We start from the raw sequence: 25,968 nt of genomic DNA, 5'->3' as shown, positions 1-25,968 counted from the left end.
ATAATCATTCATAACAGTCCTTAGGTGCATGCTCCCAATATGAGCCTAAGTGAATAGGATGGTGATATGCACATGGCTAAAGCAGATCTGGCTACTGCCAGAAGACAGCTTCGGAGTCCGAATAAGGTAACTCGCAGACGAGCTTTGAGAACGATCAAAGCTGCGAAACGCGCGAAGTAGCAGGTTCCAAGTCAACTGCAAATGGTGATACCAGTGTCAAATTTTTCAGTCTCCTCGTTTTGATATTGCACCTGCTTTCCTGATGGTAGTACACAGGAAGGCAGGTGCCTTTTTTTGAATAATAAAAAAACCAAACTCAAAATGAACATAAAAACGGAGTAGACGGAATAGTGCTGTACAAGCGAAGCACTATCCGACTGCGTAGTGGCACAATATGAAACTATTTCTTTTGTGCAAACAGCCATTCAATCATATCCTGATTTTGCAGAGCCGGAACCCAGGAGAAGTGCCCTGTAGGTTTGATAATCCCTGCTTCGTATTCAGTAAAATGAATGAGGTTTCCGTTTTGTGCTTTAATGGCAGCGACCATTTCTTGCGAGTTTTTAGGACTTACTGTGGTGTCGTCTGCAGCATGGAAGGCCCAAATAGGAACGTTTTTTAATACCTCGACGTGTGTAGGTTCAACAGGCGCGTACATGTTAACGGCTTTTTCATAGTTGGTCAAACCGGCAATCGGCACACCTGCGGCGAACAAGTCAAGATTTTTTTCCAACAGTCTCCACGTACCCATGGCTCCTTGAGAAATACCAACAATATAGATTCGGTTGGTATCGATCGGGTATTTTAACGCCGTTTCACGTACCAAATCGGCTACAGCGCTGTTGCGTGGCTCATCCGCCCAAATGAATTTATGCTCCAGGTCAATCGGACTTTGTGGAGCGATTACGAAGGATGGGTGTTTGGCTTGCTGCTCAGGAGAAGCCCAAGTAACAGCTCCGGCATTTGCCAGCAAGTTTACTCCATTTCCGTCACCACGTTCGCCGTTCCCGTGCAGAAACACAACCAGAGGGTAGGTTTTGCCGGACTCTACTTTAGGCTCAAACGTAAAGTAGTTCAGCTTGAAGCCTTCTTTATTTTCAAAGGTGTTTTTTTGGAAATCGTCCACGATCGGTGTAATTTTATCTGTTGCTTTTACAGTCTGTGCAGAGGCTGGAATGACTGTTTTTTTTGAAGTTGCAATATCTTTCTTTTGACTAATAATATAATTCAACGTGTTGATGCGGTTAACTGCGCTTGTTGCATCATAAGTAAGGGTACTTGCATTTTTATCTTGCGTATCCAGCTCAATCACGACATATTTACCATGAGTACTGCGGTTGGTGATGGCTCCAGTATCATTGGTATATATACCGGTGACGGTTCTGTCTGTATATACATCATTGAGTACAGATTGAACCTGAAAGCTGGAAGTGGTTAAGGATGCCCCGTCAATATTGGTGCTGTATTTCAGTACAACAGCAGATACGACCTCGCCCAAAGGCTGTACCTGAGTAAGCAGGGTAGCCTGTGGCGCTGGGACATCGGCTGCTGCGGCAGAGCTGGAGGATGGGAAAAAGATCGTTAGCAGGAACACGAAAGATAATAAAACAAGGGCAAAACGTCTTCTTTGCATGAGTTTAATCTCCTTTGGTGTCATTTTTTAAAGCGCTTACTACATGTTCGGGACGGTTGATTGTATGCTGTGGAATTCATACAAATCAAAAAAAGGCAAACTCCGGGTACACAAGTGTACTCGGGTTTTGCCTTTTCAGTAACAATCCCACTTGAAGGATAGCACCTTCATTGAAATCTGACAAGTGAAAGCGCTACAATTTTGGATGTTTTTTATAAAAAAAGGTTTACTTCCGCAACGGAGGATTCTACAAAAACCCTTAAAGCCGCTTGCAATTCGAAGTAGATAGACCGAACTCATTGTATTCATCTATAGCGGGCAACCAAGATACCGGGCTTTTCAACGGTAATATTGTGGTATATAATCTACTTAACTTAACACTGTTAACTTATATAACAATGTTAACAAAAGGGGATGAAATCATGAACCAATACGATGTTATTGTCATCGGTGCAGGATTGGGTGGCTTGTCCTGTGCAGCGAGACTTTCCGCGCTCGGTTACCGAACAGCTGTTTTTGAAAGCCATACTTTGGCTGGCGGTTTCGCAACTGAATTTACAAGAAAGGGATATACCTTTGATGTCTCCTTGCACGGTGTCGGCGGACTCGAGGAGGGCAGCTTCGGTCGGCTGTTAAAGAACTGCAATGCGGATCAGCGAATTGTTCCTCTCCGCAAAAAGCACCCTTACTCCATTCGTTGGGAAGGGCAGACCATTGATATTCCGTCCGATGTTCAGGAGTATGTGCAGCTCCTCAAAAACATGTTTCCTGCTGAGGTGAAAGCCATTGATAGTCTATTCGCGGGCATTCGTCGTTTTGAAACAGGCTTCTCTGCTTTTTCTTCCCTCACTTCCTGGCGCAAGGCGGCTGGCCTGCTCAAAGCAGGAACCTTCTTCCGTTGGACGCAAATGACGACCTGGGAAGCTATAAGACAATTCGGGTTGTCTGACCGATTCACGGAATTTTTCACTGCGCTGTGGGCCTATTATGGATTGCCTCCAAAGCGGCTTGCGGCCTTGTATTTTTTTATTCCCTGGATCGGCTATCATTTGGAGGGGACATATTACATTGAGGGAGGCGCACAGGCTTTATCCAATGCATTGGTGGACGCTATTAAGTCAACGGGAGGAGAAGTTCACCTGCGCAGCCAGGTATCTGAGATTATACTCGAACGCAATAAAGCAGTTGGAGTCCGTCTGAAAAAAGGCGATGTATATAAAGCTAACTGGATTGTGTCTGGTATCAGTCCCCATCATACGTATGGCCGCCTACTGGAAAACCATGATGCTGCCCGTCGTGAGCTGGAAGCTGTCAGCAGTCTGGAGACCGGCACGTCTCTCACCCAGCTATATCTGGGATTATCATGTGAGCCTCATGAGCTTGGCATCACCGAAGAAGACTTAATCCTGTGCAATGAGCCGGATTCGGAAACAGATTATGAAGTTATGATGAGCGGCCAGTATACCAAAGGCAACTGGATGCTCACGAATTATAACGCCATGGACCCTAAGCTTAATGAACCGGGAAAGGGTGTCATTGCAATTACATTTTTGGACAGATTGGAGAACTGGCCTGCCGCACGTCCCGAATATAAAGCCAAAAAAGAAGCCGTGACACAGCAGATACTGGGATGTCTAGAACAGCTGTATCCGGGTTTTCGCAGCAAGGTAGTGGTGGCCGAATTGGGCACACCGCGCACGATGCAGCGTTATACCGCTAATCCAGACGGGGCCGTTTATGGCTACGCACAAACGGTCCGGCAGTCCGGTATAAAAAGACTGAAGCACAAATCAGCTGTGAATCGTCTGTCATTGGTAGGGGCCTGGACACAGCCTGGGGGCGGGTTTCAAGGGGTTATGAACTCGGGTATAATGGAAGCTGATCGTATCGCCGCCAAATTGGGGTAGGCAGAAAGGGCAAGTACATCTACTCATGAAACATATCAAACGCCGAGAACGTGAAAGCAGTGAGATCCGCCGGAAAATCATTGAGGCCGCCCGGTCGCTTTTCCTGAATCAAGGATATGCCGAAGTCTCCATGCGCAAAATTGCGGATCAGATCGAATATTCACCAACAACTATTTATCATTATTTTGCCAATAAGGAAGCCGTGGTCCGTGAACTGCTGGTAGAAGGAAATACCTTGTTCCTGCAGGCTCTTCAGCAACGTGTGGATGAAGCACAGGCAGCGGGATTGAACGCTCTGGACACACTGAAAACGGTATCTGATGCGTATGTTCGTTTTGGAACGGCTAACCCGGAATATTACAACATCCTGTTTATCAGCAACCTGGAATCTGTAAGCTTGGTCAGCCTTATAGACAGTGGGCGTTTTAAAGGCTTTGAGCTGCTTGAAGCTGGGCTCAAAGCCGCTATGGAGGAAGGCTGCATCATGCAAGGAGATGAGCGCTTGTTCGCCAGCTCTGTATGGAGTATGCTGCACGGCTTGACTTCTTTGCTCCTGAATTTTGAACTTCCTATGGCAAAATCCAATGATGAATTGATCGCATTCACTATAGATACTTTCCTCAGGGGGTTAAGCCGCTGACGCAGCGGCTAACTTTCTTTACCTCGCATCACTGTACATGCGAATCCGCATACGACCATTCCGAAAAATTAATAAAGTTCCAAGTCTGAAAGCTGCTTAAGCACGGCTTCAATGCGACGTTTATCTTTTTTGAGCATAACGAGCTGCAAAGAAGCAAGAAGCAGATCTGAGATATTAGCCCAAGCGTCTGCTTCCATAGCGGGAAGAAGATCCCGATGAATCATAATATCCAGCGCCTCGGTTGCAATTTTCTGATGAAGCTCACTACCGGATAGCCATTCAATCACCTGCTCAGCTGTAGGACGGGAGTAGGCGAAAAGTACTGCCCAGCCATCGACCGGATGATTGACCTTATCCCGTATCCAGTTAATGACCTGCGGTGAATGAAAATGCTGTAGCTGCCCATTAGCGGTGTATCCTTCTAATTTGTCTTCTGCGACCGAATGCTGTAGCAGGTGATTGCAAACACATACCAAGCCTTCCTGCTCGGGTAGGCAGCGGGCGCTCAGATAGGCGCGTGTGGACGCAAATGCACCCTTAGCATGTAGGGGATTGTTTTGAGCTAAAGATGTCCATACTTGCGCGGTTTCCGGTTCCCACAAGGAGCGGACCCAATCAGCAGCCCCAACCCCTGCGGTCTCCCCTACCCAAACGGCCCATGTAGAGAATGGAAGCTGGCTATGTTGAATGTTCTGCCAGTGCTGCTCCCAGGCAAGAAAAATATCCTTTGGATCATAGGCTTGAAAAGCCTGCAACACAGCAGGATGATCTACGCCATGCATGGTGGTGTAATGGATCAGCGTTTCCAACGACTGCGCACTCTCCAGCTTCATCGTGCAAAACATGTTCAACCAGCGTTGCCACAGTTGTAGTGGGGGACTGTTTAGCTGAATACCATGCTCGTCTGACACGTTAGACCAATCCCACAGCCATAGCCCGTGCAAGGTGAGCATGGTTTCTATATAGGCAGGTAGATTTTCAGCGAGTAGCGTAAACTGATCCAACTCATGATCATAACAGAACACCGCTGGCTCTGTTGCGGATGTCGCCATATCAAGCAGGATTGGATCACCCGCACCATTATAGTTTAAAATTAGATATCGTTGTTCGTCCGCTGCTGAGTCGGTGTTTTCTCCATAGGATGTAAAATAGCTTATATACTCATGATTCCAGCCAAATTCTCCTGTAATATCGTCAAGGATATTCGGTTCTTGTTCAAGGCCATTACTGCTTTCATATAAACAAGCCGGTTCATCGGCTACAATACAGTGTTGAGGGAGGCACCATAGCAAATGTAAGCTGCCACACCGCTGTATCAACTCAGACAGGGAGGCAGGCAAAGGTATCTGCAGCCGTTCCTCCAGCTCAGTTAGTTCACTAGTAGAAATCCCCTTCGACCATTGGTATACCACGTCAGACATCCCACCTTGTCTCAGACGGTCGGCGATCTGTCCCAGCTTTTCTAAGGTTTGTGCAAAATGTACTGTCATTCGTATTCGTCCTCCTCTTACTCTACAACCCGGCAATGCTCTTTTTGCAAGGATGCTAGAATTTCATCATGAAGTGCTATCGCTGTAGGTTCATAAATGATTGCCACTTCGCGTCCATATGCATAGTTAAAACGCACATATCCGCCTAGAGTCTGAAGAAAAGCCATGCAGATATGCTCGTTTTCGATCCATAGGTTTGTGCCAAAATGCTGTTTAAAACGCTGAGCCAATACCTGTATAGATGCTGGAGCTATTTGCAAGGCTTGATCGTTCGGATGGGCTGAACCGCAAGCTTCTGCCGTCTCCGGTGGATTAAATAGTAGAAATGTTGCTGCTCTATCCAGACTGACAGGTTCAAAATAACGGGGGAATGGCTCTATTCTTCCGAATTCATCCCTTAGTATATGCTCCAGTGTATCTGTAAATGGGGTTTGAACATCTAATGACTTCGTAGTAATGACCTCTGAATGTCGCGGTAGCCACAGCAAGCCTTCGACCTGAGGGTGCACCGCTAGAAAATCACCATCTATGGAGCTGCCGATGACCACGCACTCGCCCAGCTGCTGCACGGTGATCGGACAGTTATCATCATGCGTCCATAGCTCGTAATCCGCATAGGCTTGCAAAAGTTGAGGATCAGGTCGTTCAATCACCAGCAGGCCGCAATAGGTGCCTGGCCCGTAGCGGGTGAGAAATGAAGCATAGGGAGTTGGCAAAGTTATGCCATAGGTATGCTCAAAGCTTGTCAGTTCATCGGCAGCCACCGGCATGTGTTGTGTGGAAACCCAATACATATGAATACACCTGCTTTCCGGCACTCTATCTATAGGATGGAGTCCAAGTGTAAATGAGAGATATGCTATAATCAGGAAATAAAATAGTTATAAATTAGTCTATCTTAATTCCGTAGGAACTACAATTTGTGAGGGGACGAAGGAGGAACACATCTTATGACATCAGGGGTACAAGCCTACATCGATCCAATTTTTGAGGAGATTGACCAGACATACGCTTCTGAGCAAAAGCGCATCGCCGAATTCCAGACCAAAAGTGTCCTTCACGAAGGGATTCATGAATACTTAAAAGTTACCTGTAAGAAGGATGGGCTATGGGTGGATACCCACGAACCGTTTGATTGGGATCGTCGTAGACCGGATACGAAAATTTCTGGGTTTACAGATGGGGTAACATTGCAGCAGGTGCAGGACGAATGGATGCCTATGTTCAGGGAAAAGATAGAGGCGCTATTTAATTCGGAAGAATTCAGTTCCATGTTCTTTCGTTATCGGCTGGAATTTCATCTGGAAGTGGTCTTGGAGAATAAGGCCAGTCATTTTACATTCTCGCTCCTGAATGAAGATAAACGGCAGCAACTGTTAGCCACTATCCAACATTTTGTGGAGCAGAAGCTCAACCCCTCCAGTAAAGCTGTGCCGAAGGAAGAGGACGATTTTTTCTTAGTAAGGCACTTGCTTGATCCTCATTTGTACCCTGTAGACGCCCAGCGGATGAATGAGCTGTTGAATCGAATGGATGCCAAAGTGAAAGTCAGCCGCAAGCGTGAGGAAGCATGGAGGTATCAGCTCAGCAGAGGCTTAGAACATTGGGCTGAGGATGAATTTTTGGACAAGTATGCAGATCGAAAAGAAAGCTATGGGCTGGATTATAAAGTGAAGCCCGATATTCTGCCTTCAGATATTCCCGTTCCAGCCATGGAGATGTTCCTGTTCGCTGCGATGCGATTGGGTTCGACTAATGCCGATGCACGGCAGAAGTATTTGGAGATTGCTGCACAGTTGGGTTCAGATCAGGCAGCCCAATGGCTTAAGAGCGGATCAGGAAGCATCCCGGCGTTATATACAAGCGAGCGAGTCACCTGCCAAGCGAATGATATTTTGCAAACACTGGAGGTCCAGATTCGTTCTGAGGAAGAAGAGAGCTATAGAGAAGTACTCGTATATTTATGCGATATTTTAAAGAAAGGCTTTACCAAGGAATATCGGATGAAGTTCAAAAGCAAGGTGAAAAACTACCTGCCTGTACCCAAGTTGGCTAAATCTACGTTACATCGTTTCTTCGCCAATGCACTTGAATACCCTGCGCTGCATCCGTTGCTGGCTGAATATGCTGAGGTCGTGATGGAAGAGTTCAAGTGGTATAACGATGTAGAACCAGGTGAAAAGTCGGCGATGCCGGGAACCTATGCGGTGATGGGACTGGGCCTTAAAGGAACGGACTATTTCCCATTAGTGAATCGTTATATGAAGCTGGTGGACAGTGAGCATCAGTCCGTACAGGACGGTTACGGGGCTACTTTTGCCGAAGCGCATGGGCTAACACCTGACACGATCCCCGTTTGGACGAGGATTCTACTGGCAAGCAACGAGTCTGCCAAACCACTGAAGTCATCCGGAATCGAAACCGTAGAGCAGGCACAGGTATTGGTGAAGGAGCTTGAGAAGCTGGAAGACTACGAACAAGAGGTGCTCGTTTATCGTATATGGGGTGGTGCGAAGAAACTAAAAAACAGCCTGAAGCAGGCTGTCCCTGAGGTAAAAGAGTTACTGGAAACGCTTATTCCATAAAAGATGTTTCAGATTGGCAAATACCCATTCATTGATTTCTGTTTGGTCAACGGCATGGACCAGTGCTTCAAGGCTGTCAAAAGTTTGTATGCTCATGTATGGAGGCTCCTCTCTTAGCCGCTGGCTTATGCTGTAGCTTTTGTAATATCTTTAAGATGGCCTGGCGATTTTTCGCATCCTTAATGTACTTGGGAATGGAATGGGAAGCCGTACGCATCATACCGGATGTAGGCTTTTCCCGCAACTCGGCAGAGATATAGGAGAGCAGGTAATTCAGGTGTATCCGGTTAAGCGCCCAGACAGGTTTACCCCGATAGTAATCAAGGAAGTACAGCTGGAGCTGGAAAATAGGGTCTTTTCCGTTTTGGATCACGTCCGTATGCCATTCGCGTGATTGAACACGATGCACCGGAACCTGATTGCGTGTCTCACAGTGCGGACAGTTTATATTCGTATTTTTATGGAGTTTCGTTAGGTCATCATGGATTACGATATTAAAATACCGCTCGCAATGGTTGCATACGCCGCGTGCATAGAATGTATACGATTCTGGCTGCTGATACGTGTAGTAACAATGAGAGCATCGAACAACGTAATAACAGTCTTTTTTGGATATGGAAATAAAAGCTTGGCCCTGACAACGGGGGCAGTGAACAGCTACCTGTTCTCCTCTCCTAATCACGGCGCTAAAGTCATATTTGTATCCATATTCATCTTTGAAGCGTTTTTGCTCCATATTCGTTCCTCCTTTTCGGAAAGAGCGTAAAAACGTACATTTTATGATTCGTATGTTATAATATTCCTCAACAACAGAACGGCTTAGATGGGCGGTCGGCTAGTCTCCTGTAAAGGAGGTGAGGATTGTGGAGGTTAAAGACACCCTAATGTTGATGATTCAATTCGCAACGTTGGTGATCCTAATTCTTTCCTTCCATAAAAAGAAATAGACCGCCCTCGACAAAGGCAAGCGGTCTATTTCAATGATCATCCTTTGACACGGCTACCGCCCTTAAAAGCGGCAGTTTCCAAAGAGTGAGGATGTTGACGCATCTTCACTCTTTTTTAGAATATACATCTTATTCCCATTTTAACACTTGAAAATGGCCTTTTCAATGCGCCGAAGGGTGAAAAGGTGAATAGGACGTGCAAAAGGAGACGGTGAACATGAGCATTTTTACAGGGCTGCAACGTCCGCAGTTTCAGGCTTATTATGATGAGGCTTTTCTAATAGAGCATCGTTTTGAAAATAGTATGGGCTTTCCGCCTTCTTATATAGATTATGTCAAAACTCTTGGTTACGGGCGACTATGTGGCTTATGGAACATTCATATTCCTCTTGGCAATCACCCGGATTCATGGCTGCATCGTTATCATAACTGGCGGGCCTGGTTTGATGATGTACTGGAATCAGAGGAGGTTTTACAAGAAGCAGCGCTGGAGCCAGATGGTTTTCCGGAGCTTTTGGAGCATGCCGTTCCTTTCGCTTCCAGTGGAGAGGATGACTTGCTGATCTGGGATATTCAATCGCCTGATGAATGGGGAGAATTCCCAATCTATGTTTTGAATCTACGCACATGGGGCCATTTTCGGTATGTAGCCTCGGATTTGTATAGCCTCGTCGAAGCGTTGGTGGATGAAGAGCGCGTGAAGTCGGTATTGGGGACAGAGCGTACACCATTCCCTTATACGTTCGAGCCCTTTTAATAGGTCAAATAACCACCTCGGCATTCAAACTTCAAGGTGGTTATTTGCGTTGCTATTCATCTGCTAGTGGTCTTCATATTGGGCTAAATATCGCTGTACCAACTCATATCCAGCCACGCCCATTACCGTATATTGATTATATTCTTCCAGTTCCAGATTACGTATATATTCATCACCACAATACAGATGGCCCGCACAATTAAAATATTTTAGCTGCTGATGTTCCTCGGATAGAGGGCGCTGATCGATAATAGGCCATGCTCCCTTCGTCAGATTTTGGGTGGCGGTGAATATAACTTCAAATCGGCCGCGGTAATTTGTGAACGGAAGATATGTCGTTTCACCCTTGTACGCTTGATTCTGACCTATGGATAGAACCCCGAAGGAGAACGCTTTTTTGAATCTACCATACAGTGCGCAAATCACCTGACATATCGCAAATCGGCCGTCATGCAGGGGGATAACAAAAATATCGCCTTCCCGATGCTTGATTCTCTTGAACACCATCGTCAGGCCAGCTCTTCCTGAATGATCTCTGTTTTTAGACCTTTAGCACTGGTAATCGTAATGCTGATCGCATCATAGCCGTTCCGCTTGGCCTCTTCAAAATCGCATCGTTCGCCATTGATCAGCTCTAGCTGTCCATTTTCATCCACATCGTCTGCAAACTCGTCATCCCAATCCACATTATAAAAGGCAGTCAAGCTTACCTCGAAAGTATCTTCACCATCTTCGTCCAGATAGGGCAGCAGGGGAGTGCGATTGTTCTGCTGCTCCTTGGTATAAACTTCGCATAGCAGAGCATCGTAACCATGGCGGGTTCCATCAAAAATCACGAGTTGTTCCCCTGTGACTGCATCTTCTGCAATAATGAGCTGGGGGGCAAATTCAGTCGCAGCGATCAGCTCATCCATGAACTCTCCATAATAAAAAATGTGGAATTTCGTATGTTCTGCCTGTGAACGAAGCGTACCTGTCCACTCCTGCTCGACCCACGCCTCCGGGTTTTCGGGTACAACCCAACCCTCCAAATAAGCCGGTCCCTGCTTAGCATTATGTATTTCTGTCATCAGTAGGCCTTCCTTTCTTCTCGTAGAGTAGTTCAATTACCTGATTAAAAAACGTTGTAAAGTCTGTTGCCACCAGATACAAATGTCCACATTCGTTCTGCTCTGCGATATCATAGTTTAGTTTGTCATCATAAGCATGAAGATGTGTGCGGTCCCAGTAGTACACATACGGGGTGTATTCATTACATATCAGAACGTAAAAATTGTCGCCCGCATCTGCACCAATCAACAAAGCGCTCTCGACATGATTGATTTCATCCAGAAATTCATCATTAATCGCTAGAAGGTCATGATTTTTGTTGGAAACCTCATATCCGAAAAAACAAGTCAAATCAATGTCTCCGTTATCCACTCGATCGAAGGGCACATTGCAATAAAAAGGGGCGGCTACATAAAATCCGTTATATTGCGAAAGAAAACGTTTATAGCCAGCGGGCAATATACGCTGTATCTGTTCCTCCAATGCTGCGATCTGGGCAGGCAAAAGCCCTGATTCAATTGCGAATGACATCAACAACCAGCCTCCTTGATCCTAGTAAACCATAGATCTCTTTTTTGGAAATGAGACGACGCAGCGGTACATCGTTTGTGAGATCATGTCATGGATAGGGTGACGATTTTGTTGTTCTCATTCACTTCGACCTTCACATTTACTCCCAGCTTATCCTTAAACAGCTTGCTGATATTGATATAGTCATCCTTTACCGCACGGCTTGAACTACCGGTTGTGCGAGTCATCCCAGCGGTAATGATGGAACGGACGTATGTTTTATCGAGCTTGGCCTCAGGATTATAGGTATAAATCATCTGTTCCTGTTGATTGTAATAATGGGTTAATCTCGTGTAGTCGTTAGCATTCTCATACTGCTTTTCCTCACGCACATACTCGGGATGATCCATGGTGTAGTGGACTCCTCCGTCCAGAAAAGGATTTTCCTTGGAGGGTCGGAGTTCATATTGTCCATAGGCTAGTTGAAACAGATACTCTATACCTGAGCCCTCCGCCTGGTAGTAGAGCTGACGATCGTCCCCTTTTTTATCTATAGCCGTATAGCTACTGATTAAAGGCCAGGCGTCATACTTTTTATCCTTCACCTCAATGGCAAGCTTGTAATGTACAAGCACCTTTTCATTTTGAAATAATCCAAAGCTGCTCATAATAAAATACGCAGGCACACATATGATTCCGATAATCAATATGAATATAAATATTCTTACACGCATAAGTAGAGTGATTCTCCTTTGGTTGTCGATTATGTGGACAGCTCATGTTGGGCAGATGCGCCGAATTGCCTCATGTTGCAATAATTGCTCCAGCGCATGTTGTGCGAAGGGCATGTTTTTATGTGCGCGAAGCAGTGCAAAAGCGGCCCCCTTGACTAAGATATATGTATCACTGCGGATCAACTCTCATGTCTGTAGTTCGATAAAGCTTCTTCCGGTCCGCCACCCTCCAGCAGTACCATAACCGCATAGGAGATCGTATCAATCCAATCGTCAAGGGTGTTGATCTGCTCTATGGTCAGCAGGTTGTTACGCTGCAGCATACTATCAGGATACAATGCCCACGCCCGTGTATATTGGCAAATCCCCCACAGAGCGGCAATCAGCTCCCGTTCTACGGATGGTTTCTCCAACTCATCTGCCAGAACTTCAATGATGGTCATCAGCTCATGAAAGTTGTCCTCGATCAGTTCGCCTTGGAAGGGACGGAGCATTCCTAAAAATCCGCCTTGCATTTTGGGATGCTCCAGATCTTCATGAATAAGAGAATGACAGCGTAACAGCTCGCGAGCCTCCTGTTTATTCATTCAGTTCCTTAATTTCTGCCTGGATACCTCTGCATAGAAAGCTACCGGACAGTCCCGACAAGGCATCAATATCAACGACCATGTCTGCTTCTTCATAGCGGAAATCAAGCTGCAAGATGATGTTTTCTGTTTCTACAGGAGTTAATACATGCTCTTTGGTTTCCAAAAATGTAAAAGTCACTGCATAGCGTGGAACGTCTTTTGCTGGAGCTTCAGGGATCACAGGTGCCTCAGCCGAAGGCTCCAGATCCGGTGATTTAGGGACAAGCACGCTAGCGTAAGATAGCTCAATCGTCAGCGTAATCTGGTCTTTCGTCATATTAGCAGCCGTAATTCGGTCATAATGAAAGGGAGGGAAATAGCCGAGCTTCTCGACAATGCTGTCCGCGCCTTGAATAGAAACGGTTGGAGAGAAGGCCAGTTCCAGTCCGATGGACCCTGCCAATTGGTCTTCATATTCTGGATTGATACGGATAAGGGCCTGTTCTGGCTCTACTTTCAAAATCGTGCCTATAAAATACTGTTTGCCATGGATCAGAACAATATCATGCGGAACGAACGGCAATGCTCCCCCAGCTTGATAATGAATGAGATATTCGTTTTCTTTTTTTTCAACGTTGTGAACTTGAATTTGCATAAATTGCAGCCTCCTAGGGTTAATGGGGTGACGGATTGTTTAAGTGTGACGTAAAGGGTACGGAGTCCACGATTGAAAAACATACTTCATATCCGGGGTATCCTGTTCGAGCATAAACGGAAGAATATCCATAATGGCGCGTGCTTTACTGCCAGCATAAAAGTTGCGCGAGCTATGTAACAGTTTGTTTGCCTTTATTAACTGGCTGAGCTGCAGCATAACGTCTTCCACGCTTGTTCGGTCAATACGTTCATAAACGTCCTGACGGATCGAAACAAGCATCCCGCAATTGTTGGGAGATTGACCCATAGGGTCATTGGACAAAAGAATGTATATTTCCGGCGTTGTCCCTTTGGTATATGACTTACCAATTCTTATACCATAATATATGACATGAAGATCGAATTCACCTTTTATATGGACTGTGGTCCTGTTCATTAAAATCGTTTGGAAACCAGTTCAACTTCGCGTATACTAGGAAAGTCATATATGGAACGGCCTGAGCCGCCTTGCGGCCGTATGTTGAGTTACATGAACAGATTCAACGATAACGGATATGCTCCCTTCCTGAAAAGGGTAGAATGAGAACCGATACAAAAATGGGAATTCTGAACTATGGAACGATAGATGTCATATGGCACATGAACCTATTTTACGTGACACATATTCAATACAGATAAGGGAAGTGAATACCACTTGAAGAATTTTGCAGCATTAGGCGTAGAGCAGCATTGGGTAGAAGCCTTGAAAGAACAGGGAATTTCATCTCCAACTCCTGTACAGCAGGAGTCGATTCCACTGTTGATGGAAGGTCAGGATGTGATTGCCGAGGCACATACGGGAACGGGGAAGACGCTTGCGTTTTTACTGCCGATTCTACAAAAGCTGAATTTGGACAAACGGCACCCGCAGGCGCTCGTGATTGCACCTACGCGTGAATTGGCGCTCCAGATTACAGAGGAAGCAAAATGTTTGGCTGCTGCGGAGCCGAGTTTATCTCTGCTAGCTGTTTACGGAGGACAGGACGTGGAGCGTCAGCTTCGTAAACTAAAAGGCGGTGCACAACTGATTATTGGTACACCTGGGCGACTGCTGGATCACCTGAGACGTGGCACGCTGGATCTGGGTGGCATTAAAATGCTGGTCCTGGACGAAGCCGACCAAATGTTACACATGGGCTTTTTGAACGATGTGGAGACGATTCTTCAGGAAGTTCCTTACCGGAGACAGACGATGCTGTTCTCCGCTACGATGCCAGCCGGTATTCGAAAGCTGGCTCGTGTATATATGAACGAACCTGTAGATGTCAAAGTGAAATCCGCTTCTTCCGTTCCGGTGAGCCAAATCCGTCAGGTTGTTGTGCAAACAACAGACCGTGGTAAGCAACAGGCATTGGTGGATATGCTCAATACGGATCGTCCGTACTTGGCTGTTATTTTCTGCCGTACGAAGCGCCGGGCTGCCAAACTGAACGAAGAGCTGCAAGAGATGGGCTTTGAGAGCGGTGAGCTTCACGGGGATTTGTCCCAGAACAAGCGGGAGCAAGTGATGAAGGCGTTCCGTGAAGCGAAACTCCAATTGCTCGTAGCGACTGACGTAGCTGCGCGCGGCCTGGATGTAGAAGGCGTCACGCATGTCTTTAACTACGACATGCCGCAGGATGCCGAAAGCTACATCCACCGCATCGGGCGTACCGGCCGTGCCGGAGGCAAAGGCGTGGCGGTGACGCTCGCTACGCCAAGGGATATTCCAGAGCTTCGGAACATCCAGAAAGTTGCTGGTGTCACATTCACCAGCAGTGAGGGCGGCGGACAGCGTAGACCTGCTTCCGATACGGCTGATCGGCAGGGTCGAGAACGCCGCTCGGGCAGAAACGACCGCCGTTCCTACGGCGGCAACGACTCCGGCGGTGGACGCCGGGGCAGCGGTCGCGAACAGGCGGGCCGTCGTGACAGTGCAAGCGGCGAACGTCGCTCTAGCCGCGGCAGTAGCGAGCGTAGCGGATATGACCGCAGTAGCGGCGGTTCCGCACGCGGAGGCCAAGGTCGCTCGGCAGGGCAAAGCAGCGAGCGCGGTGGATATGACCGCAGCAGCGGCGGTTCCGCACGCGGAGGCCAGGGTCGCTCGGCAGGACAAAGCAGCGAGCGCGGCGGATATGACCGCAGCAGCAGTGGTTCTGCGCGCGGAGGCCAAGGTGGCCGCGGTGGACAAGCCAAAGGCGGCCCGCGTGGTGGTCAAGGACAAGGAGGCCGTCGCGGACGGTCCAGATAGATAAAACAGGAGCATTCTCATAGAATGCTCCACTATGGTTATCATAATAGCCCCGGGGAGGCTCATCTTCCGGGACTATTGTAATCTTTATCCATACCGCTGAGAGAGCAGCGCCATAAGATAATTTCAAAAAGATAAATTTGGAGGGGTTATACATCATGCAGGAACAGGATATGGGCAAGCGCGCCATGGTCTCAGCATGGATCAGCCTGATTAGCAACATCCTATTAACCGGCATTAAGATTATTACAGGACTTATGTTCAACAGCAAGGTGCTGGTAGCCGATGGTGTGCATAATGCCGGGGACGTGATTGCCTCTGCAACCGCACTGGGGGCGATGCGCATATCCAGCCAGCCGCCGGATGAGGACCATCCTTATGGGCACGGCAAGGCAGAAGTGATCGGTGCAAGCGTGGTGGCGGTCATATTGTTTGGAGCGGGCATATTTATCGGCTATCATTCGATTGCAGCACTGTTCGAACCGATGCCACAGGAGCATATACTGGCATTGGTGGCCGCCATTATTTCCTTGCTCTGGAAACAGTGGCTGTATATCTACACGATTCGTATCGGGAGAGCGGCCAATAGTCAGGGGCTTATTGCAACGGCAAAAGATCATCTCGCTGATGTGTACGCCTCTGGGGCTGCTGTACTGGGTATCGGCTTGGGGCTGATTGGGGAGCACTGGAGCATTTCAATCTTATCTTACGGCGACCCTATTGCCGGATTCGTAGTGGCATTGCTAGTTCTGAAATTGGCGTGGGAAATGGGCCGTGAATCCATAGATGTGCTTATGGAAAAGGCGATTGCAACGGAGGAAATTGAGAGCTACGCCGCAGCCGCACTGAGTGTAGCCGAGGTTCAACGTATTGACCGTATCCGTGCCCGTGAGCACGGCCATTATATTATCGTGGATATCCGCGCTTCAGTAGATGCCTCTTTGACGATTCAGCAGGGACACGATATTATTCGACTGATTAAGGGGGCTGTCATGAAGCGGGAACCGCGGGTTTATGAGGTGCTTGTCCATTTGAATCCATGGTATGCGGACGACCACTAGAACAGATGGCGCGAATTGACAGATAACTTGCAGGAAGGGTATGCTTTTAAAAGCCGAACGATGATGAATAAAAGCGAGGTTACCCGAAAATATGCGAAAATTTTTAAAATGGTTAGGCATTTCTGTGACTGCGGCGGTTCTTTTAGTGGGCGGATATTATACGTATTCTATATATCATTTTACGAATCAAATTTCGGTTGCTTCCGGACAGGATTCGAAATTCAAACCGCAGGCACAAACTCAAACCAATGTACAACCTGTAGAGGTATCGCTCCCACCGGAATGGGATGGGACAGAAAGAGTGAATATTCTGCTGCTAGGCGGCGACTCCCGTGGAGAGGATTCAGGGCGATCTGACTCCGTTATGGTTGCCTCTATTGATCCGGTTACGAAAAAGGCTACACTGATGTCGATTCTTCGTGATACCTACGTCAATATCCCAGGTCATGGGCAAAGTCGATTGAATGCTGCTTTTTCCTACGGTGGACCGGATTTGACCAGACAGACCGTGAGCGACCTGCTGGGCATACCGATTCAATATTATGTATACACTGATTTCAATGGCTTTATTGCGTTGGTTGATTCTGTGGGTGGTATTGACCTGGATGTCGAAAAAGATATGCATTATACCTCCAAGGCAGATAAACACCAGTTTGATATTGATTTGAAAAAGGGAATGCAGCACATGGACGGTAAAACAGCCTTGCAATATGTACGCTTCCGTCATGATGCGACTTCCGATTTTACGCGTACGGAGCGGCAGCGCAAATTCATTACCGAGCTTGGCGGTAAAATTCAGTCAACCTCATCTTTAATTAAACTACCGAGTATTTTAAATAGTATTTCTCCTTATATTGAAACGAATCTGAGTACTACGGAAATGCTGCAATTGGCTTCATTGGGCTTTAACATTGATGCAACAACAGTAGCGAAGCAGCAAATCCCGCCGAATGAATTGGTGCGCGGGGAAACCATTAAGGGTGCGCAAGTGTTGGGTGTGGACGAAAGAAAGCTCAAGCGCTTCATACAGAATCTTTTTGAACAGGGAAACAAACCTGTGACCAAGACGGTGGATGCTGCAACCACGACAAATGATACTCCATAACAATTCAAAGCAAGCGAAGTTCGTACGATGACGTACAACTTTGTTTGCTTTTGTGTTTATTTGGGTATAACCTTGTATATTTTGTTCCAAAAATATATCGTAACTATGAAGCACGTATACTCAATTGTGTAAAGAGAAGGGGAATGTGGTGTGGAAATAACTCCGGCATGGAAAGACCGATTCAAGAAGTTTTTTCTGAACAACAAGTTTGTGTTATTCCTGCTGGTACTGCTGCTAATCGGCTTGAATATCTTGGTGCTTACCAAAATTTCGTACATATTCACACCTGTCATGGTGCTGTTAAAAACGATCATTCTCCCTGTCATTTTATCCGGCGTGTTGTACTATCTGTTCAATCCGTTGGTTGATGTACTGGAGCGTAACAAGGTGAAACGAGTATACTCCATTGTTGTATTGTTTTTGCTCATTATAGGGGTTATTGCGATTGTAGTTACATCGGTGGTACCTGTAATCCGTGATCAAATACAGGGACTTATTCAAAATTTCCCTGCCTATAGCGAGCAAGTACAACGACAATTCGAGAAACTGATCGGCAGCGATTTTGTAAACCAGTTCCAGAACACGATTCAAATTAATCCATCAGAGCTGGCCTCCAAAGCTTCTGAAAAGTTATCTAGCTTTATTAATAATGCATGGACGGGTGTGGGCAGCTTTTTGGGCGTGGTTACAGAAACGGTACTTGCGATTGCCACGGTTCCATTTATTCTGTTCTACTTGCTAAAAGATGGACACAAGCTGCCACAGTTTATCCTGAAAATGCTCCCGCCTATGTTTCGTAAAGAAACAGATCGCATTATGACCGAGATGAATCATCAGGTCAGTTCCTATATTCGTGGGCAGATTATTGTCAGCTTTTGTATTGGGGCGCTGTTGTATATTGGTTATCTAATCATTGGATTAGACTACTCTCTGACGCTTGCAGTCATTGCATCCTTTACGAGCGTTGTCCCCTACTTAGGTCCCGTCATTGCCATTACACCTGCATTAATTGTAGCCTTGGTCACCTCACCGATTATGCTGCTCAAGATGGTTATCGTATGGACGGTCGTACAGCTCATTGAGGGTAAATTAATTTCTCCACAAATTATGGGCAAATCTCTTCGAGTGCATCCGATCACGATTATCTTCGTTATTCTGACCGCAGGCAATTTGTTTGGTGTGGTGGGAATTGTACTGGCGGTTCCGGGGTATGCTGTCTTGAAAGTAATCGTTACACATCTGTATAGCTTCTTTAAAAAGCGTTCGCATCTTTATGAGGCGGATAAAGAGAACACAAGTCTTTACGAAAAATAAAATTTTTCACTATAAAATTGATATGGGGCCCCTCTTGGGTAACTGTGGCTACGCGTGCTATAATTAATGTCTATCCTTATTCCAAAATAGAAAGGTCAGACTTTTATGATAAAACTCAGCATTCTTGACCAATCTCCGGTATCGGAAGGCATGACGCATGCGCAGGCATTACAAAAGACCGCTGAGCTTGCTATAGAGGCGGAACGCTTGGGTTATCATCGTTTTTGGGTATCAGAGCATCATTCTGCCGCAAATCTTGCAGGGTCCAGCCCGGAGGTACTGATTTCACATCTGGCCGCCCGTACCCGGGCCATTCGAGTGGGGTCAGGTGGTGTGATGCTGCCTCATTACAGCGCTTATAAAGTAGCGGAAAACTTCCGTGTGCTGGAGGGATTGTATCCGGGACGCATTGATTTGGGTCTGGGAAGAGCGCCTGGAGGAATGCCGATTGCTACCAGAGCACTGCAAGAAGGCAAAATGCGAGGTGGTGTAGATCTATACCCTGAGCAGTTGGATGACCTGTTAGCCTATTTACATGACAGCACAGGTAATGATCATCGTTTTGGTTCGCTACAAGCGATGCCGCTCATAGAAACTGTACCGGAAATGTGGCTGCTCGGCTCCAGTGGTGATAGCGCAGGTCTGGCAGCCGAGCGTGGCGTGGGCTTTGCGTTTGCGCAGTTCATTAATGGTGAAGGCGGCACAGGTGCTATGAAGGAATACCAGGCAAGCTTCCAGCCTTCCCAGCATAGTGACCAACCCCGTTCGCTTGTTGCCGTATTTGCGATCTGTGCGGATACCGAAGAGGAGGCGAATCGGTTGGCTTCCAGCATGGACTTGTCTCTTGTACTATTAGAGCAGGGAATGCGCTCCGCTGGAACACCTTCCGTGGAAAAGGCGCTGGCGTATCCGTATACGCCGTTTGACCGGATGCGGATTCGTGAGAATCGCAAACGTATGGTGGTCGGTTCGCCCGAACAGGTGAAGCGTCAGATTGAGCAATTAAGTAAGGACTATAATGCACAGGAGATCATGGTTGCGAGCATTATTCATGACTTTGATGCCAAAATGAAATCTATACGTCTCATGGCCGAAGCATTTGGACTGCCTTCTGTACAGTCATAATGCAATTCGCCGGATTTAAAAGATCACAGCTTCGAGGAGCTGTGATCTTTTTTTGAACTTTTTGAGGAAATATTGGATGATATGCACTGTATGAATTAGGAAATAAACCAGTTAACACTTGATAATGATTATCAATATCTTTATTATATAAAGATAGAATGAAGTTTTGATGAAAGTCGTGCGTTAAGCCCGTGACTATATATATTGGATAAGGGAAAGGGATGATTCCACATGTTTCGTCTGAAAACGGCAAATCTGGATATTGCTTATGAAGATCGATTGATTGTAGAAGATCTGAACGTAGAAATACCGCAAGGGAAAATCACAGCCTTGGTGGGCGCAAATGGTTCTGGCAAATCCACCATTCTGAAGACGATGGCTCGCATCATGAATCCTAAGGGCGGCAGTGTCCTGCTTGACGGTAAATCCATTCATAAGCAATCCACCCGGGAAGTAGCTAAGCAGCTGGCTATTTTGCCGCAAAATCCGACTGCACCGGAAGGATTAACCGTGACGGAACTGGTATCTTACGGACGTTTCCCCTATCAAAAAGGTTTTGGTTCCATGAAAGCGGAAGATCGCAAAATGGTAGAGTGGGCCATTCAAGTAACGGGAATGAGCGAGTTCCACGACCGTCCAATTGATCAGCTTTCTGGCGGTCAGCGTCAGCGTGCCTGGATTGCTATGGCACTTGCGCAGGATACGGATATTTTGTTTCTGGATGAGCCGACGACATTTTTAGATATGGCGCATCAACTGGAAGTGCTGCATTTGCTGGAGTATCTAAATACCTCGGAGGAGCGCACCATTGTTATGGTCGTGCATGATTTGAACCATGCGGCCCGGTATGCTCAGCATATGATTGCAATCAAAAAAGGGAAAGCTGAAGCGGTAGGAACTCCAACTGAGGTTATGTCCCCTGATGTGCTGCGTGAAGTGTTCGGGATTGAGGCGGATATTGTAACAGATCCTCGTACAGGTGTACCGCTCTGTCTTCCGTATGCTTTGGCTGGACAGCCTGCGGTAAGCCAAGCCGTAAAAGAAATGAATGTGGAAGATAAGCAACCTGTGGGTTCTGTTGCTGAGCGACGTGATGCTAGAGCACAAGTAGCGGCAAGAGGTTAAAGGGGACATACCATGAAACCACTGGATTACGATCAGCTTGAGCAACTAGCGAACATAGTGAGAGTCACACCGGAGGATGCAGTATATTCCGGGCCAGTGGCCGAATGGCTTGAACCAGATAAGATCCGCTCTGTGATGGAGTATTACGGCGATCTTCTGCGTGCTGAAGACGATTTAACCGCAGCCGTTTATTTTGTGAACCAGTTGCGTGGCCTCGTGTTTGCGCAGCATTTTATGGTGTCACTGTGTGAACACCGTTGGGATCTGTCCGTTTCTAATCTCAGATTTCATATTTGTTATGAAGGTCAATATCCCTCTATTAGCCTTCAGGTCATCGACTTAACAGAGCTGGATAATACGTGGAACAATGGGGATCACCGTTCTTCCAAACAGGCTCAGCAAGTGTTACGAGACTTTTACAGTTTGCAGATGCGACCCATATTGGAAGCAATTGCTACAGTGGGGAGCGCATCTATCGGCCAAATGTGGGGACAGTTTCCGTTGGCATTGCTGTATTTTAAGGATAGAGTACAGCCATCGTTGACTGATCCTCAGGATGTGGAGCGCTTTGAACAAGATTATATGTATGTGACACGTGAACTTGAGGGAGAGACATTCGGGCGTAAAAGAAACCCGTTTACGGTTCGTCTCGTTGAATTGGACAATCCTTACCGCCCTGGTGAAAATACCTACATGAAACCGTCCTGTTGCCAATATTACAAGACAGGTGGAGGTCAGCGGTATTGTTATACTTGCCCAAAAATGTCCGCTTCCGAACGCGAAGAACGCAGACTCGAAGTGGTGGCATCACGGTAAAGTCTCTGTGGATGTTGGCATGTCCGTCACGTTTTGGTTAAAATAGGTTATGTAATCTAAACCAAGCGACACGAAGGAGGATGCTGTATGTCTGTCTATTCACATAATGCCGTAACACCAGCGAATCAGGAGGTTTCTCTGAATACTTACGCTGGTAAGGTGCTTGTTATTGCGAATACCGCCAGTAAATGCGGACTTACCCCGCAATATGGGGATTTGCAAAAGCTTTATGACGAATATAAGGATCGGGGATTAGTTGTATTAGGCTTTCCTTGCAACCAATTTGGCGGTCAGGAGCCGGGCAGCAGCGAGGAAGCGGTTGAATTTTGCCAACTGAATTACGGGGTTACTTTCCCGGTATTCGCCAAAGTGGACGTCAACGGACCGGATACAGCCCCTCTGTTTGAATATTTGAAAAAGCAACAGCCTGGGGAACAGGAAGATGGGACAATTCAGTGGAATTTTACGAAATTCATTGTGAATCGTGAAGGTGTACCTGTGGGTCGTTTTGAACCGAAGGAGTCACCAGAAGCGATGAAAGCAGCCATTGAGCAATTGCTATAGTAGCTTAGCCTTCATTCCAAAATATATGTTTAAAAAGGTCTGATTTCCGGCATGTCTCCGGAAGGCGGACCTTTTTTTGTTCTCTACATGTGCATTTGTCTAAGGGGGGAGCATCATGTGAAAGTCGATTCCATGGGCATAATCAGGCGGCCTACAGGGAAAACTGAATGAGCAAAAAACATTTCAGCAAACAGTTGATCTCGTATATCCTTTCTTTTTTAAATGTGGACAAATTGTGAATATCACAAAAAGCTATTGTAATGTGAAAAATATCACACTATAATAAGTGCATGAAGTGAAATAAATCACAAACGCTAACGAGCTGTTTACGTGAAACTATTCACAATTATTATACATTTTATGCCCACACACCAAGGAGGAACTTAACATGAAAGTAGCAGTTATCGGATGTACACACGCAGGCACAGCAGCTATCGTTAACACAGCTAAATGTTATCCAGATGCAGAAATTACCGTTTACGAGCGTAATGATAATATTTCATTTTTATCTTGTGGTATTGCGCTGTACGTAGGTGGTGTCGTCAAAGATCCGCACGGACTGTTTTATTCGTCTCCAGATCAACTGTCTGACTTGGGTGTAGTGACCAAGATGCTTCATGAGGTAACGAGTGTGGATACGGCTGGCAAGTCGCTGCATGCCCGAAATCTCCAAACAGGTGAAGAATTTACAGACACATTTGATAAACTAATTGTGACCACGGGATCATGGCCCATTATTCCAAAGCTGGAAGGCATTGAACTTGATCATATTTTGCTCTGTAAAAACTATAATCATTCCAATGATATCATTGAGAAAGCCCAGCACGTACAGAACATTACAGTCGTGGGAGCTGGATACATTGGTGTTGAATTGGTAGAAGCTTTCCAAATGAACGGTAAAAACGTAACACTGATCGACAGTGCTGATCGTATATTGAATAAGTATTTGGACCATGAGTATACAGACCGGATTGAAAGTTCCCTGAAGGAACATGGCATTAAGCTGGTACTTGGCGAGACGGTGAGTCGTTTTGAGGGGACGAACGGTAAGGTAAGTAAAGTCGTGACCTCTAAAGGAGAATATGAAACAGAACTTGTTATTCTCTGCATCGGTTTCCGACCTCAAACGGATCTGCTCAAAGGTCAGGTAGATATGTTGCCTAACGGTGCGATCATTGTGGATAATTATATGCAAAGTAGCTGCCCGGACGTGTTTGCAGCAGGCGACAGTTGTGCAATCCGCTATAATCCGACCGGCAAAACGGCTTATATCCCTTTGGCAACCAACGCAGTTCGTATGGGGACGCTGGTAGCACGTAATCTGGTGCAACCAACCATTGCCTACATGGGAACCCAAGGAACTTCGGGTATCAAAATTTACGAAGACAATATCGCAGGAACAGGCATGACGGAAGCTGCGGCAACAGACGAAGGCATGACTGTAGAAGCTGTAACCATTGAGGACAGCTACCGACCTGAATTTATGCCAACCTCCGAAAAAGTGTTACTGAAAGTGGTATATGAGCAGGAGACGCGGAGAATTCTGGGTGCTCAAATTATGTCGAAGGTGGATTTGACGCAATCCATTAACACGCTATCCGTAGCCATTCAAAACCATATGACCATTGACCAGTTGGCCTTTGTCGATTTCTTCTTCCAGCCGCACTATAACAAGCCTTGGAATTTCTTGAACGCGGCAGGTTTACAAGCATTGCCTACAATATCCGAACGGAACCCAGTTACTGTATAATTAGATTTGTCTGTGACATTGTTCATAAGTTTGTCAACAATCTGAGGCGTACTGATGAATCCTTATAGTACAATATAGAGTAGCATAAGGATCAGGGGGGAAGTAGCTTATGAGTTTGTTTTATATCCTTTTTCTTGTAGTCGTGGCCATGGTAGGCCTTGGTGGAGTTCTTTGGTTCTTAAGAGCAGTTGAAAAGGAAGAATACAATTAAATGTAAAGCGCGTAGTAGCGCAGTAGATGTAATAATACAGAAAAACAGTCCTTTTTTCAGGGGCTGTTTTTTTTATAGTTACGAAAGTGATTTTTTTCACAAACTTAATCACTGATTTTAAATAAAATATGAAAGAAGAATATTTTAGTGAAAAGATATTAAAGGAGCGGGGACATATGGCGAGCTATAAACCGGGGCAAATTGCTGAAAAGACGGTGGAAACAGGAGTGGCCAAGGCGAACAACCCGTGGACTGTAGCGGTGGTATTGGGATTTTTGGCAGGTGCATTTATTGCACTCGGGTTTTTGCTGGATATACGTGTTATTGCAAGTGCACCTAAAGAATGGGGAAGCATTGCCACCTTTATTGGAGCTGCGGTGTTCCCTGTAGGTCTGGTATTAGTTTTGATCGCCGGCGGAGAATTGCTGACCGGCAATATGATGGCGGTCCCTTTGGCGAGATGGGCAGGGCGGATTAAGACAGGAGTCATGCTTCGTAATTTGGCGATTATTACGCTCAGTAATTTTGCAGGTGCGTTATTCGTTGCATTTTTCTTTGGGCATGTGCTGGGTTTGACAGAAACGGGCCCTTACCTGGACAAAGTGGTGGATATGGCAGGACATAAGCTACACGAAAGCTTTTTGCAGTCTTTTATATCGGGGATAGGATGTAACTGGCTCGTAGCACTGGCTGTATGGTTGGCATATAGCACAGACTCCATTGGCGGCAAAATTATTGGGATTTGGTTCCCGACCATGGCCTTTGTTGCTATTGGATTTCAGCACGTTGTTGCCAATATGTTTCTCATTCCGGCGGCTATTTTTGCAGGCCACTTTTCATGGGCAGATTATGTTATGAACTTCATTCCGGTCTGGCTGGGGAATTTTGTAGGAGGTAGCCTGTTTGTGGCTGGAGCCTACTGGTTGGCCTATTTGAAAAAGCCTCAAGCCAACGCACATCCAGTGAATGAATCTCCAACTACTTCTTCGGTTGCACATCCAATCCGTTGATTGGTCCTACTTAATCACGGTACTTTAAACAGCAATGAACAAAGCAAATCCGCCATGACAGGCCCGGGGGAACGAAACCTGTCATGGCGGATTTTTTTGGGAGTGGTCCATGATTTGGCATGGAGGATGAGTGTGCTCT

At 46.4% G+C, this 25,968-nt stretch carries 26 protein-coding genes; 15 read left to right on the top strand and 11 right to left on the bottom strand.

Annotated elements, in window-relative coordinates; translation table 11 throughout:
• The first annotated feature begins 72 nt into the window (after window positions 1-72).
• The gene (locus NSQ68_RS23885) at window positions 73-180 is read left to right on the top strand and encodes a putative metal homeostasis protein (protein WP_307351289.1); all 108 of its coding nucleotides are present in this window, start codon (window positions 73-75) and stop codon (window positions 178-180) included.
• Window positions 181-400: 220 nt separating this feature from the next.
• Here the strand turns inward: NSQ68_RS23885 and NSQ68_RS23880 are convergent, their stop codons facing one another.
• Window positions 401-1,633: a PHB depolymerase family esterase gene (locus NSQ68_RS23880; protein WP_342427376.1), complete on the bottom strand. Its 1,233-nt coding sequence runs from the start codon at window positions 1,631-1,633 to the stop codon at window positions 401-403.
• Between the two features lie 422 nt (window positions 1,634-2,055).
• On the opposite strand from NSQ68_RS23880, the gene NSQ68_RS23875 reads away from it, so the two are divergent.
• The gene (locus NSQ68_RS23875) at window positions 2,056-3,540 is read left to right on the top strand and encodes an NAD(P)/FAD-dependent oxidoreductase (protein ID WP_342427375.1); all 1,485 of its coding nucleotides are present in this window, start codon (window positions 2,056-2,058) and stop codon (window positions 3,538-3,540) included.
• A 25-nt stretch (window positions 3,541-3,565) separates the two neighbouring features.
• On the top strand, window positions 3,566-4,180 hold the full coding sequence (locus tag NSQ68_RS23870; RefSeq protein ID WP_342427374.1) for a TetR/AcrR family transcriptional regulator: 615 nt from the start codon (window positions 3,566-3,568) through the stop codon (window positions 4,178-4,180).
• Window positions 4,181-4,248: 68 nt separating this feature from the next.
• On the opposite strand, the gene NSQ68_RS23865 is transcribed toward NSQ68_RS23870, so the two are convergent.
• Both NSQ68_RS23865 and NSQ68_RS23860 read right to left on the bottom strand, forming a co-directional pair.
• Window positions 4,249-5,670, bottom strand: coding sequence for an SMI1/KNR4 family protein (locus NSQ68_RS23865; protein WP_342427373.1), 1,422 nt, complete (start codon window positions 5,668-5,670; stop codon window positions 4,249-4,251).
• A gap of 17 nt (window positions 5,671-5,687) precedes the next feature.
• Window positions 5,688-6,464, bottom strand: a complete 777-nt coding sequence (locus NSQ68_RS23860) for an SMI1/KNR4 family protein (RefSeq protein ID WP_342427372.1) — start codon at window positions 6,462-6,464, stop codon at window positions 5,688-5,690.
• Window positions 6,465-6,620: 156 nt separating this feature from the next.
• Here NSQ68_RS23860 and NSQ68_RS23855 point away from each other — a divergent pair, with 156 nt between their 5' ends.
• Window positions 6,621-8,255, top strand: coding sequence for a DUF6138 family protein (locus NSQ68_RS23855; RefSeq protein WP_342427371.1), 1,635 nt, complete (start codon window positions 6,621-6,623; stop codon window positions 8,253-8,255).
• Between the two features lie 76 nt (window positions 8,256-8,331).
• Here NSQ68_RS23855 and NSQ68_RS23850 read toward each other — a convergent pair whose 3' ends face one another.
• Window positions 8,332-8,991, bottom strand: a complete 660-nt coding sequence (locus tag NSQ68_RS23850) for a hypothetical protein (protein WP_342427370.1) — start codon at window positions 8,989-8,991, stop codon at window positions 8,332-8,334.
• Window positions 8,992-9,419: 428 nt separating this feature from the next.
• Here NSQ68_RS23850 and NSQ68_RS23845 point away from each other — a divergent pair, with 428 nt between their 5' ends.
• The gene (locus NSQ68_RS23845) at window positions 9,420-9,959 is read left to right on the top strand and encodes an SMI1/KNR4 family protein (RefSeq protein WP_342427369.1); all 540 of its coding nucleotides are present in this window, start codon (window positions 9,420-9,422) and stop codon (window positions 9,957-9,959) included.
• A gap of 63 nt (window positions 9,960-10,022) precedes the next feature.
• Here the strand turns inward: NSQ68_RS23845 and NSQ68_RS23840 are convergent, their stop codons facing one another.
• The 7 genes from NSQ68_RS23840 to NSQ68_RS23810 all read right to left on the bottom strand — a co-directional run bounded on the left by NSQ68_RS23840 (window position 10,023) and on the right by NSQ68_RS23810 (window position 13,801).
• Entirely contained in the window at window positions 10,023-10,466 is a 444-nt protein-coding gene (locus NSQ68_RS23840; RefSeq protein WP_342427368.1) for an immunity 26/phosphotriesterase HocA family protein, read from the bottom strand.
• Between the two features lie 2 nt (window positions 10,467-10,468).
• Window positions 10,469-11,029, bottom strand: a complete 561-nt coding sequence (locus NSQ68_RS23835; RefSeq protein ID WP_342427367.1) for a hypothetical protein — start codon at window positions 11,027-11,029, stop codon at window positions 10,469-10,471.
• Window positions 11,013-11,540 carry an SMI1/KNR4 family protein gene (locus tag NSQ68_RS23830; RefSeq protein WP_342429154.1) on the bottom strand — a complete coding sequence of 176 codons (528 nt, stop codon included), beginning with the start codon at window positions 11,538-11,540 and terminating at the stop codon, window positions 11,013-11,015. Before NSQ68_RS23830 ends, NSQ68_RS23835 begins: the two co-directional genes overlap by 17 nt.
• An 83-nt stretch (window positions 11,541-11,623) precedes the next feature.
• On the bottom strand, window positions 11,624-12,253 hold the full coding sequence (locus NSQ68_RS23825; protein ID WP_342427366.1) for a hypothetical protein: 630 nt from the start codon (window positions 12,251-12,253) through the stop codon (window positions 11,624-11,626).
• Window positions 12,254-12,432: 179 nt separating this feature from the next.
• Window positions 12,433-12,840, bottom strand: coding sequence for a hypothetical protein (locus NSQ68_RS23820; protein ID WP_342427365.1), 408 nt, complete (start codon window positions 12,838-12,840; stop codon window positions 12,433-12,435).
• On the bottom strand, window positions 12,833-13,477 hold the full coding sequence (locus tag NSQ68_RS23815) for an immunity 50 family protein (RefSeq protein WP_342427364.1): 645 nt from the start codon (window positions 13,475-13,477) through the stop codon (window positions 12,833-12,835). Before NSQ68_RS23815 ends, NSQ68_RS23820 begins: the two co-directional genes overlap by 8 nt.
• 39 nt (window positions 13,478-13,516) lie before the next feature.
• Window positions 13,517-13,801 carry a hypothetical protein gene (locus tag NSQ68_RS23810; protein ID WP_342427363.1) on the bottom strand — a complete coding sequence of 95 codons (285 nt, stop codon included), beginning with the start codon at window positions 13,799-13,801 and terminating at the stop codon, window positions 13,517-13,519.
• 372 nt (window positions 13,802-14,173) lie between these two features.
• Here NSQ68_RS23810 and NSQ68_RS23805 point away from each other — a divergent pair, with 372 nt between their 5' ends.
• The 10 genes from NSQ68_RS23805 to NSQ68_RS23760 all read left to right on the top strand — a co-directional run bounded on the left by NSQ68_RS23805 (window position 14,174) and on the right by NSQ68_RS23760 (window position 25,829).
• The gene (locus tag NSQ68_RS23805) at window positions 14,174-15,748 is read left to right on the top strand and encodes a DEAD/DEAH box helicase (protein WP_342427362.1); all 1,575 of its coding nucleotides are present in this window, start codon (window positions 14,174-14,176) and stop codon (window positions 15,746-15,748) included.
• A gap of 158 nt (window positions 15,749-15,906) precedes the next feature.
• Window positions 15,907-16,809 (top strand): cation diffusion facilitator family transporter, encoded by a 903-nt coding sequence (locus tag NSQ68_RS23800; RefSeq protein WP_013312377.1) that lies wholly within the window; start codon window positions 15,907-15,909, stop codon window positions 16,807-16,809.
• A gap of 91 nt (window positions 16,810-16,900) precedes the next feature.
• Window positions 16,901-17,914, top strand: coding sequence for an LCP family protein (locus tag NSQ68_RS23795; protein ID WP_342427361.1), 1,014 nt, complete (start codon window positions 16,901-16,903; stop codon window positions 17,912-17,914).
• Window positions 17,915-18,064: 150 nt separating this feature from the next.
• Window positions 18,065-19,228, top strand: coding sequence for an AI-2E family transporter (locus tag NSQ68_RS23790; RefSeq protein ID WP_307351327.1), 1,164 nt, complete (start codon window positions 18,065-18,067; stop codon window positions 19,226-19,228).
• Between the two features lie 105 nt (window positions 19,229-19,333).
• Window positions 19,334-20,353, top strand: coding sequence for an LLM class flavin-dependent oxidoreductase (locus NSQ68_RS23785; protein WP_342427360.1), 1,020 nt, complete (start codon window positions 19,334-19,336; stop codon window positions 20,351-20,353).
• A gap of 231 nt (window positions 20,354-20,584) precedes the next feature.
• Window positions 20,585-21,478 carry an ABC transporter ATP-binding protein gene (locus tag NSQ68_RS23780; protein WP_342427359.1) on the top strand — a complete coding sequence of 298 codons (894 nt, stop codon included), beginning with the start codon at window positions 20,585-20,587 and terminating at the stop codon, window positions 21,476-21,478.
• Window positions 21,479-21,490: 12 nt separating this feature from the next.
• Complete coding sequence (locus NSQ68_RS23775) at window positions 21,491-22,294, top strand: (2Fe-2S)-binding protein (protein WP_342427358.1); 804 nt, start codon at window positions 21,491-21,493, stop codon at window positions 22,292-22,294.
• 87 nt (window positions 22,295-22,381) lie between these two features.
• Window positions 22,382-22,858 (top strand): glutathione peroxidase, encoded by a 477-nt coding sequence (locus NSQ68_RS23770; protein WP_342427357.1) that lies wholly within the window; start codon window positions 22,382-22,384, stop codon window positions 22,856-22,858.
• A gap of 388 nt (window positions 22,859-23,246) precedes the next feature.
• The gene (locus tag NSQ68_RS23765) at window positions 23,247-24,608 is read left to right on the top strand and encodes an FAD-dependent oxidoreductase (protein WP_307351333.1); all 1,362 of its coding nucleotides are present in this window, start codon (window positions 23,247-23,249) and stop codon (window positions 24,606-24,608) included.
• 387 nt (window positions 24,609-24,995) lie between these two features.
• Window positions 24,996-25,829, top strand: coding sequence for a formate/nitrite transporter family protein (locus NSQ68_RS23760; RefSeq protein ID WP_342427356.1), 834 nt, complete (start codon window positions 24,996-24,998; stop codon window positions 25,827-25,829).
• Window positions 25,830-25,968: the final 139 nt, after the last annotated feature.

The organism is Paenibacillus sp. FSL L8-0158 (assembly GCF_038592965.1).
GTDB lineage: Bacteria > Bacillota > Bacilli > Paenibacillales > Paenibacillaceae > Paenibacillus > Paenibacillus polymyxa_D.
This window is presented reverse-complemented; position numbering and strand designations above follow the sequence as displayed.

What these genes read in the sequence shown, in the direction of transcription:
- NSQ68_RS23885 (WP_307351289.1), top strand. Translation starts at nt 73, where the DNA reads ATGGCTAAAGCAGATCTGGCTACTGCCAGAAGACAGCTTCGGAGTCCG.
- NSQ68_RS23880 (WP_342427376.1), bottom strand. Translation starts at nt 1,633, where the DNA reads ATGCAAAGAAGACGTTTTGCCCTTGTTTTATTATCTTTCGTGTTCCTG.
- NSQ68_RS23875 (WP_342427375.1), top strand. Translation starts at nt 2,056, where the DNA reads ATGAACCAATACGATGTTATTGTCATCGGTGCAGGATTGGGTGGCTTG.
- NSQ68_RS23870 (WP_342427374.1), top strand. Translation starts at nt 3,566, where the DNA reads ATGAAACATATCAAACGCCGAGAACGTGAAAGCAGTGAGATCCGCCGG.
- NSQ68_RS23865 (WP_342427373.1), bottom strand. Translation starts at nt 5,670, where the DNA reads ATGACAGTACATTTTGCACAAACCTTAGAAAAGCTGGGACAGATCGCC.
- NSQ68_RS23860 (WP_342427372.1), bottom strand. Translation starts at nt 6,464, where the DNA reads ATGTATTGGGTTTCCACACAACACATGCCGGTGGCTGCCGATGAACTG.
- NSQ68_RS23855 (WP_342427371.1), top strand. Translation starts at nt 6,621, where the DNA reads ATGACATCAGGGGTACAAGCCTACATCGATCCAATTTTTGAGGAGATT.
- NSQ68_RS23850 (WP_342427370.1), bottom strand. Translation starts at nt 8,991, where the DNA reads ATGGAGCAAAAACGCTTCAAAGATGAATATGGATACAAATATGACTTT.
- NSQ68_RS23845 (WP_342427369.1), top strand. Translation starts at nt 9,420, where the DNA reads ATGAGCATTTTTACAGGGCTGCAACGTCCGCAGTTTCAGGCTTATTAT.
- NSQ68_RS23840 (WP_342427368.1), bottom strand. Translation starts at nt 10,466, where the DNA reads ATGGTGTTCAAGAGAATCAAGCATCGGGAAGGCGATATTTTTGTTATC.
- NSQ68_RS23835 (WP_342427367.1), bottom strand. Translation starts at nt 11,029, where the DNA reads ATGACAGAAATACATAATGCTAAGCAGGGACCGGCTTATTTGGAGGGT.
- NSQ68_RS23830 (WP_342429154.1), bottom strand. Translation starts at nt 11,540, where the DNA reads ATGTCATTCGCAATTGAATCAGGGCTTTTGCCTGCCCAGATCGCAGCA.
- NSQ68_RS23825 (WP_342427366.1), bottom strand. Translation starts at nt 12,253, where the DNA reads ATGCGTGTAAGAATATTTATATTCATATTGATTATCGGAATCATATGT.
- NSQ68_RS23820 (WP_342427365.1), bottom strand. Translation starts at nt 12,840, where the DNA reads ATGAATAAACAGGAGGCTCGCGAGCTGTTACGCTGTCATTCTCTTATT.
- NSQ68_RS23815 (WP_342427364.1), bottom strand. Translation starts at nt 13,477, where the DNA reads ATGCAAATTCAAGTTCACAACGTTGAAAAAAAAGAAAACGAATATCTC.
- NSQ68_RS23800 (WP_013312377.1), top strand. Translation starts at nt 15,907, where the DNA reads ATGCAGGAACAGGATATGGGCAAGCGCGCCATGGTCTCAGCATGGATC.
- NSQ68_RS23795 (WP_342427361.1), top strand. Translation starts at nt 16,901, where the DNA reads ATGCGAAAATTTTTAAAATGGTTAGGCATTTCTGTGACTGCGGCGGTT.
- NSQ68_RS23785 (WP_342427360.1), top strand. Translation starts at nt 19,334, where the DNA reads ATGATAAAACTCAGCATTCTTGACCAATCTCCGGTATCGGAAGGCATG.
- NSQ68_RS23780 (WP_342427359.1), top strand. Translation starts at nt 20,585, where the DNA reads ATGTTTCGTCTGAAAACGGCAAATCTGGATATTGCTTATGAAGATCGA.
- NSQ68_RS23775 (WP_342427358.1), top strand. Translation starts at nt 21,491, where the DNA reads ATGAAACCACTGGATTACGATCAGCTTGAGCAACTAGCGAACATAGTG.
- NSQ68_RS23770 (WP_342427357.1), top strand. Translation starts at nt 22,382, where the DNA reads ATGTCTGTCTATTCACATAATGCCGTAACACCAGCGAATCAGGAGGTT.
- NSQ68_RS23765 (WP_307351333.1), top strand. Translation starts at nt 23,247, where the DNA reads ATGAAAGTAGCAGTTATCGGATGTACACACGCAGGCACAGCAGCTATC.
- NSQ68_RS23760 (WP_342427356.1), top strand. Translation starts at nt 24,996, where the DNA reads ATGGCGAGCTATAAACCGGGGCAAATTGCTGAAAAGACGGTGGAAACA.